Annotated in this window: 17 protein-coding genes and 1 riboswitch; of the genes, 7 read left to right on the forward strand and 10 right to left on the reverse strand. The window is 37.6% G+C overall.

The genetic code is table 11. The features are described 5' to 3' along the window. Nucleotides 1–18: 18 nt before the first annotated feature. Entirely contained in the window at nt 19–2,871 is a 2,853-nt protein-coding gene (gene carB, locus G5B37_RS14770) for a carbamoyl-phosphate synthase large subunit (RefSeq protein ID WP_164680780.1), read from the forward strand. A gap of 50 nt (nt 2,872–2,921) precedes the next feature. Here the strand turns inward: carB and G5B37_RS14775 are convergent, their stop codons facing one another. From G5B37_RS14775 to G5B37_RS14800, 6 genes are all read right to left on the reverse strand, one after another. Continuing rightward, nucleotides 2,922–3,287, reverse strand: a complete 366-nt coding sequence (locus G5B37_RS14775; protein WP_164680781.1) for a 6-phosphogluconate dehydrogenase — start codon at nt 3,285–3,287, stop codon at nt 2,922–2,924. A 29-nt stretch (nt 3,288–3,316) separates the two neighbouring features. Continuing rightward, on the reverse strand, nt 3,317–3,544 hold the full coding sequence (locus G5B37_RS14780) for a hypothetical protein (protein ID WP_164680782.1): 228 nt from the start codon (nt 3,542–3,544) through the stop codon (nt 3,317–3,319). After that, nucleotides 3,528–4,859: a DNA recombination protein RmuC gene (gene rmuC, locus G5B37_RS14785; protein ID WP_404814785.1), complete on the reverse strand. Its 1,332-nt coding sequence runs from the start codon at nt 4,857–4,859 to the stop codon at nt 3,528–3,530. Before rmuC ends, G5B37_RS14780 begins: the two co-directional genes overlap by 17 nt. Before the next feature lie 118 nt (nt 4,860–4,977). Next, on the reverse strand, nt 4,978–5,772 hold the full coding sequence (locus G5B37_RS14790; protein WP_164680784.1) for an ABC transporter ATP-binding protein: 795 nt from the start codon (nt 5,770–5,772) through the stop codon (nt 4,978–4,980). Beyond that, nucleotides 5,772–6,803: a FecCD family ABC transporter permease gene (locus tag G5B37_RS14795; protein ID WP_164680785.1), complete on the reverse strand. Its 1,032-nt coding sequence runs from the start codon at nt 6,801–6,803 to the stop codon at nt 5,772–5,774. The genes G5B37_RS14790 and G5B37_RS14795 overlap by 1 nt, the downstream gene beginning before the upstream one ends. Next, the gene (locus tag G5B37_RS14800; protein WP_164680786.1) at nt 6,803–7,975 is read right to left on the reverse strand and encodes an ABC transporter substrate-binding protein; all 1,173 of its coding nucleotides are present in this window, start codon (nt 7,973–7,975) and stop codon (nt 6,803–6,805) included. Before G5B37_RS14800 ends, G5B37_RS14795 begins: the two co-directional genes overlap by 1 nt. 50 nt (nt 7,976–8,025) lie before the next feature. Further along, nucleotides 8,026–8,230, forward strand: a riboswitch (cobalamin riboswitch). A 103-nt stretch (nt 8,231–8,333) separates the two neighbouring features. Here G5B37_RS14800 and G5B37_RS14805 point away from each other — a divergent pair. After that, a complete protein-coding gene (locus G5B37_RS14805; RefSeq protein ID WP_164680787.1) occupies nt 8,334–10,259 on the forward strand; it encodes a TonB-dependent receptor plug domain-containing protein in 1,926 nt (641 codons plus the stop codon). Between the two features lie 80 nt (nt 10,260–10,339). Here G5B37_RS14805 and G5B37_RS14810 read toward each other — a convergent pair whose 3' ends face one another. Next, nucleotides 10,340–11,752, reverse strand: coding sequence for a S41 family peptidase (locus tag G5B37_RS14810; protein WP_263649813.1), 1,413 nt, complete (start codon nt 11,750–11,752; stop codon nt 10,340–10,342). A 208-nt stretch (nt 11,753–11,960) separates the two neighbouring features. Here G5B37_RS14810 and G5B37_RS14815 point away from each other — a divergent pair, with 208 nt between their 5' ends. Genes G5B37_RS14815 through G5B37_RS14830 form a run of 4 tightly spaced genes read left to right on the forward strand, consistent with a single transcriptional unit; the run spans nt 11,961 to nt 14,014 of the window. Continuing rightward, entirely contained in the window at nt 11,961–12,467 is a 507-nt protein-coding gene (locus G5B37_RS14815; RefSeq protein WP_164680788.1) for an RNA polymerase sigma factor, read from the forward strand. Continuing rightward, entirely contained in the window at nt 12,454–12,888 is a 435-nt protein-coding gene (locus G5B37_RS14820; protein WP_164680789.1) for an anti-sigma factor, read from the forward strand. The genes G5B37_RS14815 and G5B37_RS14820 overlap by 14 nt, the downstream gene beginning before the upstream one ends. A gap of 23 nt (nt 12,889–12,911) precedes the next feature. After that, nucleotides 12,912–13,448, forward strand: coding sequence for a DUF4252 domain-containing protein (locus tag G5B37_RS14825; RefSeq protein ID WP_164680790.1), 537 nt, complete (start codon nt 12,912–12,914; stop codon nt 13,446–13,448). Between the two features lie 2 nt (nt 13,449–13,450). Continuing rightward, nucleotides 13,451–14,014 carry a DUF4252 domain-containing protein gene (locus G5B37_RS14830; protein WP_164680791.1) on the forward strand — a complete coding sequence of 188 codons (564 nt, stop codon included), beginning with the start codon at nt 13,451–13,453 and terminating at the stop codon, nt 14,012–14,014. A gap of 71 nt (nt 14,015–14,085) precedes the next feature. On the opposite strand, the gene purB is transcribed toward G5B37_RS14830, so the two are convergent. The 3 genes from purB to G5B37_RS14845 form a co-directional block, all read right to left on the reverse strand. Further along, nucleotides 14,086–15,429 (reverse strand): adenylosuccinate lyase, encoded by a 1,344-nt coding sequence (purB, locus tag G5B37_RS14835; protein ID WP_164680792.1) that lies wholly within the window; start codon nt 15,427–15,429, stop codon nt 14,086–14,088. Between the two features lie 114 nt (nt 15,430–15,543). Then, nucleotides 15,544–16,116: a hypothetical protein gene (locus tag G5B37_RS14840; RefSeq protein ID WP_164680793.1), complete on the reverse strand. Its 573-nt coding sequence runs from the start codon at nt 16,114–16,116 to the stop codon at nt 15,544–15,546. After that, nucleotides 16,116–16,796, reverse strand: coding sequence for an SIR2 family NAD-dependent protein deacylase (locus G5B37_RS14845; RefSeq protein ID WP_164680794.1), 681 nt, complete (start codon nt 16,794–16,796; stop codon nt 16,116–16,118). Before G5B37_RS14845 ends, G5B37_RS14840 begins: the two co-directional genes overlap by 1 nt. Before the next feature lie 147 nt (nt 16,797–16,943). Here G5B37_RS14845 and G5B37_RS14850 point away from each other — a divergent pair, with 147 nt between their 5' ends. Beyond that, nucleotides 16,944–17,603 carry a TrmH family RNA methyltransferase gene (locus G5B37_RS14850; protein WP_164680795.1) on the forward strand — a complete coding sequence of 220 codons (660 nt, stop codon included), beginning with the start codon at nt 16,944–16,946 and terminating at the stop codon, nt 17,601–17,603. Nucleotides 17,604–17,608: the final 5 nt, after the last annotated feature.

The following is a 17,608-nucleotide window of genomic DNA, read 5'->3' on the forward strand; positions in this document are numbered from 1 at the left end:
TCTTAAAAGTTTATAGAAATGCCAAAAAAGGAACACATAAAATCTATTCTTATTATAGGCTCTGGCCCCATAATTATTGGTCAGGCGTGCGAATTTGATTATTCAGGATCACAATCATTGCGATCGCTACGAGAAGATGGTATAGAAACCATTTTAATTAATAGCAACCCCGCAACTATCATGACAGATCCATCTATGGCAGATCATGTGTACCTATTGCCGTTAACTACAAAGTCTATTGTTAAGATTTTAAAAGAGCACCCACAAATTGATGCTGTATTGCCTACTATGGGTGGGCAGACAGCACTTAACTTGTGTATTGAAGCCGACGATAAGGGAATCTGGAAAGATTTCGATATAGACATTATTGGTGTAGATATAGCGGCTATTAATATTACAGAAGATAGAGAGCAGTTTAGAACGTTAATGGAAGAAATAGGTGTTCCTATGGCTCCACAAGCAACAGCGACGTCTTACTTAGAGGGTAAAGAAATAGCGCAGGAGTTTGGATTTCCTTTGGTAATTAGAGCATCTTATACCCTAGGTGGTGCTGGAGCATCGATTGTATACAAACCAGAAGATTTTGATGAGTTGCTTACGCGCGGATTAGAAATCTCACCTATTCATGAGGTTATGATTGATAAGGCGATGATGGGCTGGAAAGAATACGAACTGGAATTACTGCGTGATAATAATGACAACGTGGTTATTATTTGTACTATCGAAAATATGGACCCCATGGGGATTCATACGGGAGATTCTATCACAGTTGCACCAGCAATGACCTTGAGTGATCGTACTTTCCAACGTATGCGAGATATGGCTATACATATGATGCGTAGCATTGGGGACTTTGCAGGAGGTTGTAATGTACAGTTTGCTGTAAGTCCAGATGAAAAGGAAGAAATAATTGCTATAGAAATAAACCCACGTGTTTCTCGTTCGTCTGCATTAGCCTCAAAAGCTACTGGATATCCAATCGCAAAGATTGCCGCAAAGCTGGCAATAGGTTATAACTTAAATGAGCTGGATAACCAGATAACTAAATCTACTTCGGCTTTATTCGAGCCAACTTTAGATTATGTTATTGTAAAAATACCAAGATGGAACTTTGATAAGTTTGAGGGCTCAGACAGAACGTTAGGCTTACAGATGAAAGCAGTAGGTGAGGTGATGGGTATTGGGCGCTCATTTCAAGAAGCCCTGCACAAAGCCACACAATCGTTAGAAATTAAAAGAAACGGTCTTGGTGCAGATGGTAAAAGTTATACCAACTACGATCAAATCATTGACAAACTAACCAACGCAAGTTGGGATCGTGTGTTTGTAATTTATGACGCCATACAATTAGGTATACCATTAAGTCGTATCCACGAAATCACCAAAATTGATATGTGGTTCTTGCGTCAATACGAAGAGCTTTACCTTTTAGAAAAAGAAATTTCAAGTTTTACCTTAGATACGCTTCCTAGAGAACTCTTACTTGAAGCAAAACAAAAAGGCTACGGAGATCGTCAAATCGCACACATGCTAAAATGTTTAGAAAGTGAAGTATACAGAAAGCGTGAAGAACTTAATATACAGCGTGTTTATAAGCTGGTAGATACTTGTGCGGCAGAATTTAAAGCTGAAACTCCCTACTATTACTCAACGTTTGAAAATGAAGTTGAAACAGCGGACGGAAATCGCTTTGTTGAAAACGATAGTATCGTTACCGAAAAGAAGAAAATTATTGTTTTAGGTTCTGGACCAAATCGTATTGGCCAAGGAATTGAATTTGATTACTGTTGTGTGCACGGAGTGCTAGCAGCTGCAGAATGTGGCTACGAAACCATCATGATTAATTGTAACCCTGAAACTGTTTCTACCGATTTTGATGTGGCAGACAAGTTATACTTTGAACCTGTTTTCTGGGAGCACATTTACGATATTATTCGTCACGAAAAGCCAGAAGGTGTGATTGTTCAATTAGGTGGACAAACTGCATTAAAACTTGCTGAGAAACTAGAGCGCTATGGAATCAAAATCATGGGTACAAGTTTTGAAGCTCTTGATTTGGCCGAAGATAGAGGAAGTTTTTCTTCAATACTCAAAGAAAACAACATTCCCTATCCAGAATTTGGTGTTGCAGAAACAACCGAAGAAGCTCTTCAATTGGCAGACGAGCTAGACTTTCCATTGCTTATTAGACCTTCATACGTGTTGGGTGGACAAGGCATGAAAATTGTAATCAATAAAAAAGAACTTGAGGAGCATGTGGTAGATTTACTTCGGAAAATTCCGAATAACAAACTCTTGTTAGACCATTATCTAGATGGCGCCATAGAAGCCGAAGCAGATGCTATTTGCGACGGTGAAAATGTTTACATAATTGGTATCATGGAACATATTGAGCCATGTGGTGTGCACTCTGGAGATAGTAATGCTACACTACCACCATTTAATCTTGGAGATTTAGTCCTTCAGCAAATAAAAGATCATACTAAGAATATCGCGCTTGCATTAAATACCGTTGGTCTAATTAATGTACAATTTGCTATTAAAGATGATAAGGTTTATATCATTGAAGCTAATCCTAGAGCTTCTAGAACCGTTCCTTTTATTGCAAAAGCGTATAAAGAGCCTTACGTAAATTATGCAACTAAGGTAATGTTGGGAGAAAAGAAGGTAATCGATTTCGATTTCAACCCACAACTTAAAGGGTACGCTATTAAACAGCCGGTCTTTAGCTTTAATAAATTCCCGAATGTGAATAAGCAATTAGGACCTGAAATGAAAAGTACCGGAGAGAGTATTCTATTTATAGATAGTCTTAAAGACGATGAATTTTACGAGCTTTACTCAAGAAGAAAAATGTATCTGAGCAAATAAAATTTCAGTAGTAAAAATAGAAGCCCTGGTCGATTTAAGATTAGGGCTTTTTACTTATTAAAGAACGGTGAAGGTTCTTCTTCTACAGAATTAATAAAGTATTTAGTATCTCCCCAGAAAAAGAAAGTGCTGTAACGCTCTACGTAGCCTACTTTTACATAACGCCCTTGTAATTCGTTCATTTTATCAATTACTTCTTCTTCGTTGTCTAATACTGAAAATTGAAAAATTTGAGCTCCGCTAATACCTTGGCTAATTTCTCCTTCCCAAGTTTTAAAAACCACACCTTTATTGCTAAATTTAATAAGTTCCCCAGCACGAGTACCTTCACTATAAGGAACATAATACACAAAGGCAAAATATAGTAAATAGATTGCCAGCAAGCTTCCAAGGATAATAAAGAGAATTTTTTTCATAAAATTAAGCCCAAGATGTTGGACGATGTTTAATTATAATCTTCAAAATTAGTATCTCTAATTTTAATATATGTTACAATGCAACAAGCAATTCCAATGAATAGAACAAATCCGCCTATGTACGGTAATGCTTCCGCCAAATTTTTTGAATTTTTTGATACTTCTAGCTCTGCAGAAATCATTACTAAACCACATATTACCGTGGCAAGGCTATATATGGCATAGCATAAAAGATCTAGTTTAATCAAAATTTTCATCTTCTTCGGCTCGTTTTATTATTTTTTCGGGTAGTGACTTCTTAGCCTTGGCTCCCATCTTTTTTAATTTTTCTACACTGGTAATAAGATTTCCTCTTCCTTCAAATAATTTATTCATGGCAGCTGCGTAATCACCTTTAGCATCATCTAGCTTTTTACCAACTCCCGTTAGATCTTTTATTAAGCCTTCAAACTTATCGTACAATGCGCCTGCTTGCCTAGAAATTTCGATAGCGTTACGCTGTTGTTTCTCGTTGGTCCACATGGTATCTATGGTACGTAATGTAGCTAGTAGTGTAGAAGGTGTTACTATAATTATATTTTGTTCAAAAGCTTTATTGTAAATGGTGTTGTCTTTATTAATAGCAATGGCGAAGGCAGGTTCAATAGGTACAAAAAGCAGTACAAAATCTGGGCTTTCCATTTCGTAGAGGTCTTGGTAATTTTTACTACTAAGCTGATCTACATGGCGTTTTAGGCTAATAAGATGCTCTTTCAGTGCTTGGTCTCTTAGCACTTCATCTTCTTCGTTTACGTAACGTTCATAAGCAACTAGCGATACTTTACTATCTATCACCATTCGCTTATTATCTGGAAGATGTATTACTACATCGGGTAGTACTCGTTTGCCTTCAGCGGTGGTAAAACTATTCTGAACGAAGTATTCTCTATCTTTTTCGAGTCCGCTTTTTTCTAAAACTTTCTCTAACACTAATTCTCCCCAATTTCCTTGTATTTTAGAATCACCTTTTAAAGCCTTCGTTAAATTAGTTGCTTCTATAGACATCTGCTCATTGAGTTCTTTTAGGCCAATTATTTGTTGGCGTAACATGGCATGCCTGTCTATACTTTCTTTATGGGTATCGTCTACTTTTTTCTCAAACTTCTCAATTTTTTCCTGAAGTGGTTTCAGAATAATATCGATATTATCTTTGTTTTGCTTTGTGAATTTGCTTGATTTTTCATCTAGAATTTTATTTGCAAGATTCTCAAACTCTTTCGTAAACTTTTCTTGTAGCTTTTCTACCTCGGCTTTTTGTTCTCTGTTTTTCTGTTCTAGATTGTCAAATTCTGCATTTCGGCGCACTAATTCTTTGTCGAGTACATCTTTTTCCTTCCTAATTATTTCACGTTCATTAAGCGCCGTAGTAAACCGCTCTTCTAACTTTTCTTGCTGAAAAATAGACTGCTGTAACCGCTCTTCTAGCTTTCCTGTTTCGTTTTTCATTTTTAAGCGCGCAAAGAGATTACCTATAAAGGCACCAACGAGCACACATATTGCTGCAAGGAGTAGAAATAGAAATGTTTCGTTCAAGATAATAGTGGTATCTAAGTTGATAAATGTGCTATTTGAATAGCGACCTAATTGATGATACTAAGGTATTGAGAATTTGTTTTAATCTAAATGAAATATTCAATTTTCGACAGAATTGTTAATTCTTTATTGAAAATCGTCCAGTCTTACTATCAAAAGCAATGGTATCTTCAGGAAATAGCGTGTTAAATGCGCCAGCTTCTATGAGTTTACAAGGGGTATCTATGATGACCACATCTTCCTGCATTACAAGCATGGTGTCACTAAGTTGTATGGCTAAATCTATTTCGTGCGTGGAAAATAAAATTGTTTTACCTAGCTGTTTTGTTAGTTGCTTCAACAATTTTAAAACATAAGCTCTATGGTACAAATCTAGATGTGTAGTGGGTTCGTCTAAAATTATCAAAGGTGTATCTTGTGCCAACGCTCTGGCAATAGCCGCTCTTTGTAACTGCCCGTCGCTTAGTTCAAAACATTTCTTCTGGGCTAAAGACGCCGTGTCTGTAATGGTCATGGCGTGCTTTATTTTTTCAGTATCTTTTTCAGATAAGGAACCCATCCAATTGGTATGTGGTTGTCTTCCTAATGTCACCAATTCTGCAACGGTTAGGTTTTTTGAAGCAGGGGCTTCGGTTAGCACAACACTTAATTGTGTTGCAAGTTGCAGTGCTGTTTTTTCTGAAATAGCCTCACCATTAATATATACGTTTCCAGATAAAATGGGTTGCATTCCGGCAAGACTACGAAGCAATGTAGATTTTCCTACGCCATTGGCACCTACCAAACCAACTAGTTGTCCAGCTGGCAACTGAAAGCTAATTTTTTTGGCAATAGTTGTATGATTTCTTTTGCTGAAATATCCTACCGAAAGATTTCGTGCCTCTAACATGATATGTTTTCCTTTGGCTGCCATTAGAACAATAGTTTTCGTTTACGTACCAGTAACCAAATAACAACCGGTGCTCCTAATAACGAAGTTATCGCATTAATTGGTAAGGTGTATTCACTATACGGGAGTTGCGCAACAGTATCACACAACAGCATTAAAATACTTCCACAGAGCATTACAGCGGGCAGCAATACAAAATGATTAGAGGTTTTAAAAAATTGTCTTGTAATATGTGGTACTGCCAAACCAACAAAAGCAATGGGGCCTACAAATGCAGTTATACCACCGGCTAAAAGACTTGTAGCAAGAATTATAAAAATGGTAGTTCGTTTCATGCGTACCCCCATACTTTTGGCGTAGTTTTCTCCTAAGAGCAATGCGTTTAATGATTTACCGCTAGCAAACGCCATTAAAATACCTAAAAGGCAAATAGCTGTCAAAATACCAACCCCGCTCCACGTTTGGTTTCCCAAACTTCCAAAGCTCCAGAAAATATATTGCTGTAATTTTTCAGCATTGGTAAAATATGATAAAACTGAGACTACCGCTGCTGTAACGCTTCCAAACATAAGACCAATAATTAGTATGGCCATGGTATCTTTTATTTTTAGGGTAACGGTGAGTACTGCCAACAGCACTAGAAAGCTACCTAGTGCAGAAGCTAAAACTAAACTCCATTGGCTCATAAGTGCTCCTCCAACAAAGCCAGTTAAAGAACCTGCCCCTAATATCAAAATAGCTACACCAAGACTTGCGCCACTGCTTAAGCCAAGAACAAAGGGACCTGCCAACGGATTCCGGAAAAGGGTTTGCATGAGTAACCCAGCGATTGCCAAGCCACTACCCGTAAGAACCGCGGTAAATGCTTTAGGCATTCTATAGTCGAGTAGAATAAAGTGCCATGTTTCTTTAGTGGTGTCACCCCCAAATAGCGTTGCTATTATTTCTTTAAAAGGGATGCTAACAGAACCTAGACTAATATTTACGAGAAACGATATAATGAGAAGTGCAAGAAGCATCCAAAAATAAGCGGTATGACTTCGTTTTAGGCTCATTACTCAATTTTCGAAAAGAAGTAAAGATCATGGGTGGGCATTAGTTCGGGGTGTAATATTTTTACCATATCCTTGAGAACCAAATCGGGTCTGTTAGGACCTTCTTCATAGTAAATAACGCCACCTGTAGCGCCTTTTTTTGTTGTAAAATTATATATGTTATTGTTTATAAACGCGTCAAATTCTGAATACACACTATGGGCTTCTGTCATTTGCTGCTGACTTGTAAACTGCCCTGGACTAATCCAAAAATCGGCAGACTTACCTTTCTCCAATACAGATTCAACGTTTAACGAAAGACTACCCGTTCCTTCGCTGTCTTTCCAGAGATAATTGCCATTTGCGTCATTAATAAATTGAGCTGCCCAACTATCTCCTTGTGGTAAGTGCCAAACATCTTTATACATTGCACCGCTAAGCACTGTGGGTTTTGTTTTAGCAGTAGTTGCAATTGCTTTGGCCGCTATATAATCTATTCTTATTCGCTCAAAGATGCTATCTGCTGTTTTTTCTTTGCCTAGTAGCGCTCCAAAAAATTTAATCCATTCTGCCTTACCTAAGGGCGTTGTTTCGGTCCAATCTGCATTGTACAGTACTGGTATGCCTGTTTTTTCAATTGTTGCTACCGTTTTATTGTCGCCATCTACAGCAAAGGTTATTACCGCATCGGGATTAAGATCGATCAAAACTTCAGTATTGATGCTTTCATTTTTACCTAATTCTGTAATGGCGCCATCTTCAATTCTTTTTCGTGTTTCCTTAGAAGAGATATATTCAAGATTCGGAAATCCAACCAAGCGATTGGCTTCTCCTAACAACTCTAAGGCCGGAATATGAGTAGTAGAGGTTACTACAATCGACTTAAGCGGCACTTCAATTACGCCATCAAAGGCTTCTTTGTTTCGAATAAGCGAGGCATCTTTTACCAAAGCAAAGTTATATTCTTTGTCTGATCCTGGCCACGGATTGGTAATCACCAGCTTTTTATAGCCTTTGTAGGTATGTACTTTAAACCCTTTGGCGTGATTAACATCTGTTAGAAAGACTTCGGGAGTAGCTTCTTGTGCTACTTTCGGGTTAGCGTCTTTTATGATTTCTAGCTCATTTTCTTTTTTAGAGTTACACCCAAAAAGAAGACAGCTAAGTGTTAGAAGTAGTAGGTAATTTTTCATGCTCAAAAATAACACTATTTATATTGTTGGTAAAAAAAGTAAAAGCAGTATTTTCGCCTCGAATTTTGGTGAAGAATCTGCTAAGTAGCATTTTCTTCTTAAAAGGGAATTCGGTGAAAAACCGAAGCTGTTCCCGCAACTGTAAGTCGGTTCGCCTATGGCGGATTGTGTTTCTTCAATACCACTGTGCGCTTAGCGTATGGGAAGGTGCCACAAAAGACAAGCCAGGAGACCTGCCATAAATTCTAACTATTATCAACCCTTCGGGATAAAGGAACGATGCAAAATAGCCAGTTAGCTCTTAATGTAGAGATAACAACTGTTCTACATTGTACATGGTCTCGTGTAACATTTAAACATGAAAAAATTAGTATTTATGGGCTGTGCGCTCTTGGCATTAACGGCCACAGCACAACAAACGGAGCTGTTAGACACCGTTACTTTAGACACAAAAACACCGTTAGCCACAAAGAATAGCGGAAAAGTTATCACCAAAATTTCAAGCCAACAACTTGCCGCCCGGCCAGGAGCATCTGTAGCAGATGTACTAAACGAAGTAGCCGGAATTGAAATAAATGGAGCTAGAAGTAACGACGGACAGAATTTGGCGTATTACGTTCGAGGTGGAAGAAACAGACAGGTTGTTATTTTGGTAGACGGAGTTCAATTAAACGATCCCTCACAAATTGCAAACGATTATGATCTTCGGCTACTTGCTACTTCGGCAATAGAAGAAATTGAAATTTTAAAGGGTGCGAGTAGTGTGTTGTATGGCTCTGGAGCGGCAACGGCCGTAATTAGTATTACTACGAAGAAAACGTCAGACAAGGAAATTTCCGCAGTTTTTACGTCAACTTTAGGCAGCAATAGCCCTACAGAAATCGATTTTAAGGATGACAAAACATTTGAAACATTTACTAACAATGTACACATAAGTGGTACAACTAACCGCTTTTTTTACAACGCAAATTTTAGCAATAGATACACCAATGGCCTATCTGCAGTAGCTGCCCCTGAAGATAGTTCACCCTTCGAAAGTGATGTGTTTGACCGTTTTAACACTCGACTTAATTTAGGCTACAAAATTACAGACAGCATTATTGTTAGCCAGTTTGTGGCAATAGATAAGTTTAAAGCTGGCTTTGACAACTTCGACTTTACAGATGCGGCAAACCAAAGTATCACAGAACAGATAAAAACGGGTGGTCATTTTGAGTGGAAGTACAAAAATGGATCGTATGTGTTTAATGACAGTTTTCAATGGATAGATCGAGAAATTATGTCTGACTTTCCTTCAAAATTTGAATCGAAAAGTTATAGTCTTGACACCTATTTGAATTACAGGTTTTCTAAAAAGTTTCAAGCGGTTGTTGGGCTAAATGTAAACTTGAGTGAATTTTCGTCATTTACGATTCCATTTGGTGAGACGAGCTTTAATGAAGACGTGAATAGTGATTTAGCTAACTTTGACATTATCGACCCATACGTAAATGTAGTCTATGTTTCAGATTTTGGATTGAACCTGAACGCTGGGGTTCGCGCAAATATTCATAGCGTATACGACACGCACTTTGTATATCATGTGAATCCGTCGTACTCTTTTAACTTCGGAAATAATACGCTAAAGGTTTTGGGTTCGTATAGCACAGCATACATCACACCTTCATTGTTTCAACTCTATGACCCCAATTATGGAAATGAACTGCTAACACCTGAAGAAAACACTACTATTGAAGGAGGCTTAGTATTTTCTACGGAAGGGAATTTCCGCGTAAGCGCAGTATATTTTAATAGAAACGAAGATAATTTTGTTGACTTCATTAATGTAGATCCAGATTTGTTCCTTTTTCAATATCAGAATAGCACCGAAACTTTTGAAAGTAGTGGGGTAGAGGTAGAAGTGTTTGGAAAAATTGCAAAAAACCTTACGGGGTCTGCAAATTATACCAATACGCAGGCAGACGAACGTTTTGCATTAAGGATTCCAGAGCACAAGGCCAATGCAACACTTACCTATGTTTGGAAAAATAAAACCACTATTGGACTAAGTTACCAGTATGTTGGCGAACGAAACGACACATTTTTTAACCCAACCACCTTCGAAAGTGAGACTATTGGACTTGATAGCTTTGGGTTGTTAAATTTCAATATTTCAGGGCAGCTAACTCAAAATGTTAAGCTATTTGCAGGTGTTTCAAACCTACTTGATACCGAGTACGAAGAAATATATCGGTTTCAAACAAGAGGAAGAAATATGCTTGTAGGCTTTGAGTTAAGTTTTTAGAAAAAGCCAAACTAAAAATCCCAAACACCAATTTTATGATGGTGTTTGGGATTTGTGCTTTTTTAAAATTTGTGGGTAGGTTATTGTTCTGCTATCATTATTTGGTGGAGCGGTGATTGCTGTTTGCTTTCGCCAATTTCTTCTAATTCTTGAAAAGGAGTCTTGTTAGTTGCTCTACCAGGAAAAATTTCGTCTAAACATGCTTCTAAAAGCGGTTCACGCTCATCTCCTAAAATACCTAAATTGCTATAATCTTCTTTGAGAGCTACATCTGGAGCGAGCCCATCTGTAAAATCGGTTACGCCAGCAACGTTGGCTGTTTTAAAAACTAGCGGCAGCATAGCGTAGGTATGACTTGGGTTAGCTTCGCTAAAAGCAAAATCTGGAGCAGGCGCATCAAACAATAAGAAAGATGCTTGAAATTTCCCAGTTGTGTTATCTCCTACCTGAATAACATCAATATAAGGATCGAGCCCATTGATGACTAATTCGCTCGCCGAAGCACTTCTACCCGTAGTTATAATGTAGATTCGACTTAAATTTAGGCTGTTAATGGCTTCTCCTGTGCTTAGTGAACCATCAAAAAGCCCTGGACTCGCATATTCGTTCTGACGATCTTCGTTCCATTGTTCGTTATAAAATACTTGTCCTTCAAATTGCCCTGTAACCATACTTGCTAAATCGGTTGCGGTACTTACAGAGCCACCGCCGTTGTAGCGTAAATCCAAAATTAATTCTGTAATTCCGTCTGCTTGAAATTGTGCAAAGGCAGTATTTAATTGCGCATCGAAATCGCGGGTAAAGGCGTTGTACATTAAATAGCCAATAGGTTGGCTTTCTACCGTAAGCGTATTTGCAATAAATACTGGATTTTCTGTATACGGCGCTTTAGTTAGTTCTACAGATTCGCCTGTAGGTGTTATTGTTTCACCATCATACGTTGCAAGACCAATAGTATACGCACTAGGTTCTAGGAGGGCGTTAAAATTATCTTCGGTAATTTGTTGTCCATCTATTGTGTTAAAGATAACACCTCTAGTTAATCCTTTGCTTTCGGCATCTGTATTTGGGAGTACGTAACGTACATACCCGAAGACATTACCGCTACCATCTGGATATAGCACAAGGCCAAATTCCATCCCGTTGTTTTCGGTAACACCGCTAAGCGCATTAATGAGTTCTACATAGTCTTCAGTTAGTAAACTAAACCGATCTTGCGAAGACTTTAAGAATTCAAATAGACTTTCTGGAGATTCAAAAGTATTTAAAAAGGTATTTTTTTCGTCGTCTGAGGCAAAAGCGTCGTTGGCTAACTCTGGTGTATCGGCTTTATAGAGATAAAAGAAATTAAGTCCGCGGTAGATAAAATCTTTCACTGCAAAAGCGGCTTCATCACTTAAGCCGTCGGAAATTGAATCATCTCTGTCTTTAAAACAAGAGGTTAGTACGGTAGCGGTAGCTAATAGTGCGATGATAAACGATTTTTTCAACATAAAAAGGTATTGTTTGTGTGTTTTGGGTACAATGATAAAGGTAAATAATGAATTATTAACCTAACCTACAAACCCCTAAAATTAAGGTATTATTGTAAACTTTCAATTAAATTGTAACAAAAGTTAGGGTGTTTCGTCGTAATAATAAGACGCACTAATTGGGTGTTTTACACTAACCAATAAAACAGTTCCTGCAAGGAACGCTAATATGAAACAAGGAGAATTTATAGCAACCGTGCTTCCTTTTAAGGATAAGTTGTACAGACTTGCCAAGAGAATCCTTGTGTCTGCAGATGAAGCAGAAGATGCAGTGCAGGAAGTATATTTGAAATTATGGAAAGGGAAAAGTAGTATTAAAAACTATAAAAACCCAGAGGCTTTTGCCATGACAATGACAAAAAATTACTGTTTAGATCGACTAAAATCGAAACAGGCAGGAAATTTGAAAATTGTACATAGTAATTATCCACATTCGCAAAATGTTTCGCGACAGGTGGAAGCCAATGATGGGGTTGCGTTGGTTTTTAAAATTATGGAAACCCTTCCAGAACAACAGAAAATAGTATTACAGTTGCGAGATGTAGAGCAATTTGAATTTGCTGAAATCGCTAAAATGCTTGATAGTAATGAAACCGCCGTTCGTGTGGCGTTGTCTAGAGCTCGAAAAACTGTAAGAGAACAATTAATACAACAATACAATTATGGAGTTAACTAAGGTAGAACAACTGGTATCGGCTTATTTTGAAGGTAATACAACCTTGCAGGAAGAAGCTTTATTACGTACTTATTTTTCTGAAGATGAGGTAGCACCGCATTTGGCATCGTACAAACCTTTGTTTAATGCTATGGCCATTGCTCAAGATGAAACCTTTAATAAGGAGTTACTATTTCCGCAGCCTCAGAAAACAAAAAATCGCTGGTGGATAGGTATAGCAGCTTCTGCTTTGGTAGCAGTAGGTGTGGCAGGATTCTTTATGCAACAGCCAACGTTAACTGCAGAAGAGAAGGAAGCTATTGCGGCCTTTGAAAAAACAAAAGAAGCATTTCAACTATTGTCTAGCAATTTTAATGAAGGCGCACAAGAATTAGCATACATTGGCAAGTTTGCCGAAACAAAGGACAAAATTTTAAAATAACCCTAACACAAATACAAATACAGATGAAAAAATTAGCAATTATAATCGCGTTAATGGTAGCACCCTTGCTAGTGAACGCTCAAAATCCTTTCGCGGCTTTTGAAAATGACGATGCTGTAACAAGTTTCGTAGCAACTAAGAAAATGTTCAAACTATTGAGCAAAATGGATTTCGACTCCAACGACCCAGAAGTGAAAGAATATCTTGAGCTTATAAATAACTTAGATAACGTAAGAATCTTTACTACAGATAATCCTGGCGTAGCTTCAAAAATGAACGATGCAGTTGCTGGATATGTTTCAAGTAATGGAGCACTCTCTGAGTTAATGCGTGTTAAAGACGATGGTAAAAACGTAAAGTTTTATAGCAAAGAAGGTAAAAATGATAATTTTGTAACCGAGTTGCTAATGCACCTAACAGGGAATATAGATGGAAAAGAACGTACCGTGGTCATGAGTATTACCGGAAATATAGACCTGAAGAAAGTGTCTAAACTTACAAAAGACCTTAACGTACCAGGTAGTGAAGAGTTGAAGAATATTGACAAGAAAAAATCGTAACCATGGGAACCTTAAAATATATAGTTGGATTGGCGCTAGCCGCATTAAGCATGTTTTCATGTAATAACGACGCTTCGCTTCAGAAATACTTAGTAGATAAGCAAGACGATGATAAATTTTTGAAAATAGATCTAGCAACTAGCTTACTACAGAGTGACGAAAGTGACTTTAGCCCAGAAGAGCAAAAAGTACTTAATAGTGTAAAGAAAATTAACGTAGTAGCATATCCAATAAAAGGAGATGACAATGGAAACTACGATGTGGAACGCAAAAAAGTGCAAGCTATTTTGGCTAACGAGAAGTACCAAACGCTGCTAAAAATGGGATCTAACAAACAAGGTGCAACGCTTAAGTTTACAGGAGAAGAAGATGCTATAGACGAGCTTATTGTTTTTGCAAGTGATAATGAAAAAGGATTTGCAGTATTTAGACTTCTTGGTGACAATATGGAGCCAGACGATTTGGTAAAACTAATGACATCGATAGATAAAGGAGATGTAGATGTTTCTAAATTGAAGAGTTTAGGAGGTATGTTCGGCGATATGGATATGGACCTAGATATGTAGTAAAATTTAATACAATACTAAAAAAGCCTTGGTACATACCGAGGCTTTTTTTATTTGAAGTTAAAAACTAATTAAATACCTGTATAATTGGCTGGTGTAATAACACGCATTTCTGCTTTTATGGCTTCGGAAACTTCTAAGGTTTCAATAAAAGCGGCAATTGAATCTTTTGTTATCGCTTCGTTGGTTCTTGTAAGCCCTTTGAGAGCTTCATATGGGTTTGGATACGCTTCTCTTCTAAGAATAGTCTGAATAGCCTCTGCTACAACCGCCCAATTATTTTCTAGATCTTCGGAAAATTTAGTTTCATTCAACAATAGTTTGTTTAAACCTTTTAAGGTAGATTGAAATGCTATGAGTGTATGCCCAATAGGTACACCAATATTTCTAAGTACCGTACTATCGGTTAAATCACGTTGTAATCTACTCACCGGTAGTTTTGAAGAGAGATGCTCAAAAATGGCATTGGCAATTCCTAAATTCCCTTCACTATTTTCAAAATCAATCGGATTTACTTTGTGAGGCATCGCAGAAGATCCTACTTCCCCTTTTTTAATTTTCTGCTTAAAATAGTCCATAGAGACATAGGTCCATATATCTCGATCTAAATCTATTAAAATTGTATTAATACGTTTCATACAATCAAACAATGCCGCCATATGATCGTAGTGTTCAATCTGTGTGGTAGGAAACGAATGATGTAATCCTAGCTGCTCTTGTACAAAAGACGTACCAAAGGCTTTCCAGTCTACAGAAGGATAAGCAACTTTATGCGCATTAAAATTTCCGGTAGCACCACCAAATTTTGCCGCACTTTTTATATTGTTTAATAAATCGAATTGTTCTTCTAGACGTACCACAAAAACTTCAATTTCCTTCCCTAAACGAGTAGGAGAAGCAGGTTGTCCGTGCGTACGAGCTAACATAGGTATGTCTGCCCATTCTACCGCAAGTTCTTTTAGCTTGTCTTTTACTGCAAACAATTGAGGTACATAACATTCGTTCATAGCATCTTTCAGTGAAAGTGGTATGGCCGTATTATTAATGTCCTGAGATGTAAGCCCGAAGTGAATAAATTCTTTGTACTGTTCTAGCCCAAGCGCGTCAAATTGCTCTTTTATAAAGTATTCAACAGCCTTTACATCATGGTTTGTGACCTTTTCTGTGTTTTTTATATGTTCGGCATGCTCGGTAGAAAATTCGGTATACAATTTCCGAAGGTCAGAAAATAGCGAGGTGTCAAAAGAAGTCAATTGTGGTAAGGGTAATGAAACTAACGCAATAAAGTATTCAATCTCCACTTGCACCCGATATTTTATAAGCGCTTCTTCTGAAAAGAAAGGAATAAGTGAAGCTGTTTTAGAGGCATACCGACCATCTATTGGTGAAATGGCTTTAAGGGCTTGTGTAGACATGGTTGTTGTTTTAGATGTTTTTTACCGTCTTTTTTGCTGCGGAAAATGAAGCTGCAAAGATACAAAATTAGGTGTGATGAAAGGTAGGTTTGTGGTATCGATTTGTTGTGAGAATCAATTGCTTCTATATTTTGAAATTAAAGCGAGTACCTTTTGCCCTCTATTCACGTAACCCGCACTTTCTTGTGGTAGGTTTTGATTAATAATTGTTGCTAATTCTGGGTGTATCCAATCTATTTCGGTACCTAGATAATAAAGCGCCAACATCGCCCTTGCTTGGCAGGCAACTTTTTGATTCGTAATCATCCAGTCAAAACAGCATTCGGTCATTACTTCTTTATGTTTAGTTTTTAATAACAGGCGTAACTTGGGTTCTTTTCGCTTGTAATAATTTAGTGTTAGCATTTCGCAAAAGAGCCCAAACGATCTTAGCTGTCCATCTCCTTTAGCATGAGGCATTTGTTCACATATATAATCTAGAAATGGGTACAGTATCGTTATGTCTTTTCTAAAAACAAATTCTAACACCCATGTCGCTTTAGTAGCTAATTTTAAATCTGCATGAAAACAATATGAAAGCAATTCTTCTAAGGTTTCAGGGTTTTCAAGAACCCAATTAGCCGCCCCAAGTCTATTTTTTCTATAGGCTTTTTGGTAATTAATCTGGTTAAATAATTCTGAAGACATTATATGTTATTTTCTAGGGCTTCAATTGCTTTTGGTACACCTGTCGTTGCATTTTCAGAAAAAACGGTTAGTTGCGCATTGCTGTTAATGGATGGATTAGGATCTACAAAAAAACAGCGCGCATCGGGTCTGGCGTACTGAATTAAACCCGCAGCTGGATACACCTGCATAGAAGTGCCAATAATAAGCACAGCATCTGCTGCTGCTACTATTTCGGCAGCAACTTCAATAAGGGGAACAGCTTCGCCAAACCATACTATATGCGGACGTAATTGATGATTGTGTTCGCAAAAATCTCCTAAGTTGAGGTCTGTTTTCCAGTCAAGTACTAATTGCTCATCAAAAGTGCTACGTACTTTAAGAAGTTCTCCGTGTAAGTGTAACACATTACTACTACCAGCACGCTCGTGTAAATCGTCTACATTTTGGGTAACAATAGTAACATCGTGCTCAGCTTCTAAAGCTGCTAAGGCCTTGTGGGCTGCGTTGGGTGTTACTTCTAATAATTGTCTGCGACGTTGGTTATAGAAATCTAGAACAAGCTCAGGATTTCTTTTAAATCCTTCGGGCGAAGCAACAGACATTACATCATGACCCTCCCAAAGACCATTGCTATCGCGAAAAGTTTTAAGTCCGCTCTCGGCACTTATGCCTGCCCCAGTTAGTACAGCTATTTTCATCTTAAAAAAAATTGAAATGCTAAGGTACTAAGATATTGAGTAAGACAGCAAATAAGGTATTTGATGTGAGGCATAATTTTCTGTACTATTGCGTTGAGCTAGACAAGACTCAGAAGTTTTCCATAAATTCGTAGAAAACGATTTTTTGTGGATATTGAATTATTTAATTACTTACAAACCTATTTAACCGATCGCCGAAAGCAACTTTTTAAATCGGTATTGGCAAAACGAACACGCCATTTTACAGTAGTAACAGAAGATGTTTATCAGCTACATAATACCAGCGCCGTAATGCGTACTTGCGATGTGTTTGGAATTCAAGATTTGTATGTGGTAGAGGAAAAATTAGGTAAGCGAATTGATAAAGAAATTGCCATGGGCGCTCAAAAATGGGTGACCCTGAAAAGAAAAAACAACATACAAGAGTGTATGGCAGATTTAAAACAAAAAGGCTATCAGTTAATTGCAACAACGCCACATAACGATTCTACATACTTACACGACTTTGATATCACTAAGAAAGCGGCTTTTTTCTTCGGAAAGGAGAGCGAAGGTTTAAGTGATACAATGATGGAAGCTGCCGACGGATTTCTAAAAATACCGATGCATGGCTTTACTGAAAGTTTAAATATTTCGGTGTCTGCGGCTATTGTTTTGCAGGATGTTGTCACTCGACTCAAGCAAACAACTATTAACTGGGAACTTTCCGAAGAAGAGAAGCTAGAAATTGAAATGGATTGGACTTTAAAAACAATAAAAAGCGCCAAAGAAATTACAGAGCGTTTCTATGCCGATAAAAATAGCTAACTTTA

It is taken from the genome of Rasiella rasia (assembly GCF_011044175.1).
Lineage (GTDB): Bacteria > Bacteroidota > Bacteroidia > Flavobacteriales > Flavobacteriaceae > Marinirhabdus > Marinirhabdus rasia.

What these genes read in the sequence shown, in the direction of transcription:
- carB (WP_164680780.1), top strand. Translation starts at nt 19, where the DNA reads ATGCCAAAAAAGGAACACATAAAATCTATTCTTATTATAGGCTCTGGC.
- G5B37_RS14775 (WP_164680781.1), bottom strand. Translation starts at nt 3,287, where the DNA reads ATGAAAAAAATTCTCTTTATTATCCTTGGAAGCTTGCTGGCAATCTAT.
- G5B37_RS14780 (WP_164680782.1), bottom strand. Translation starts at nt 3,544, where the DNA reads ATGAAAATTTTGATTAAACTAGATCTTTTATGCTATGCCATATATAGC.
- G5B37_RS14790 (WP_164680784.1), bottom strand. Translation starts at nt 5,772, where the DNA reads ATGGCAGCCAAAGGAAAACATATCATGTTAGAGGCACGAAATCTTTCG.
- G5B37_RS14795 (WP_164680785.1), bottom strand. Translation starts at nt 6,803, where the DNA reads ATGAGCCTAAAACGAAGTCATACCGCTTATTTTTGGATGCTTCTTGCA.
- G5B37_RS14800 (WP_164680786.1), bottom strand. Translation starts at nt 7,975, where the DNA reads ATGAAAAATTACCTACTACTTCTAACACTTAGCTGTCTTCTTTTTGGG.
- G5B37_RS14805 (WP_164680787.1), top strand. Translation starts at nt 8,334, where the DNA reads ATGAAAAAATTAGTATTTATGGGCTGTGCGCTCTTGGCATTAACGGCC.
- G5B37_RS14810 (WP_263649813.1), bottom strand. Translation starts at nt 11,752, where the DNA reads ATGTTGAAAAAATCGTTTATCATCGCACTATTAGCTACCGCTACCGTA.
- G5B37_RS14815 (WP_164680788.1), top strand. Translation starts at nt 11,961, where the DNA reads ATGAAACAAGGAGAATTTATAGCAACCGTGCTTCCTTTTAAGGATAAG.
- G5B37_RS14820 (WP_164680789.1), top strand. Translation starts at nt 12,454, where the DNA reads ATGGAGTTAACTAAGGTAGAACAACTGGTATCGGCTTATTTTGAAGGT.
- G5B37_RS14825 (WP_164680790.1), top strand. Translation starts at nt 12,912, where the DNA reads ATGAAAAAATTAGCAATTATAATCGCGTTAATGGTAGCACCCTTGCTA.
- G5B37_RS14830 (WP_164680791.1), top strand. Translation starts at nt 13,451, where the DNA reads ATGGGAACCTTAAAATATATAGTTGGATTGGCGCTAGCCGCATTAAGC.
- purB (WP_164680792.1), bottom strand. Translation starts at nt 15,429, where the DNA reads ATGTCTACACAAGCCCTTAAAGCCATTTCACCAATAGATGGTCGGTAT.
- G5B37_RS14840 (WP_164680793.1), bottom strand. Translation starts at nt 16,116, where the DNA reads ATGTCTTCAGAATTATTTAACCAGATTAATTACCAAAAAGCCTATAGA.
- G5B37_RS14845 (WP_164680794.1), bottom strand. Translation starts at nt 16,796, where the DNA reads ATGAAAATAGCTGTACTAACTGGGGCAGGCATAAGTGCCGAGAGCGGA.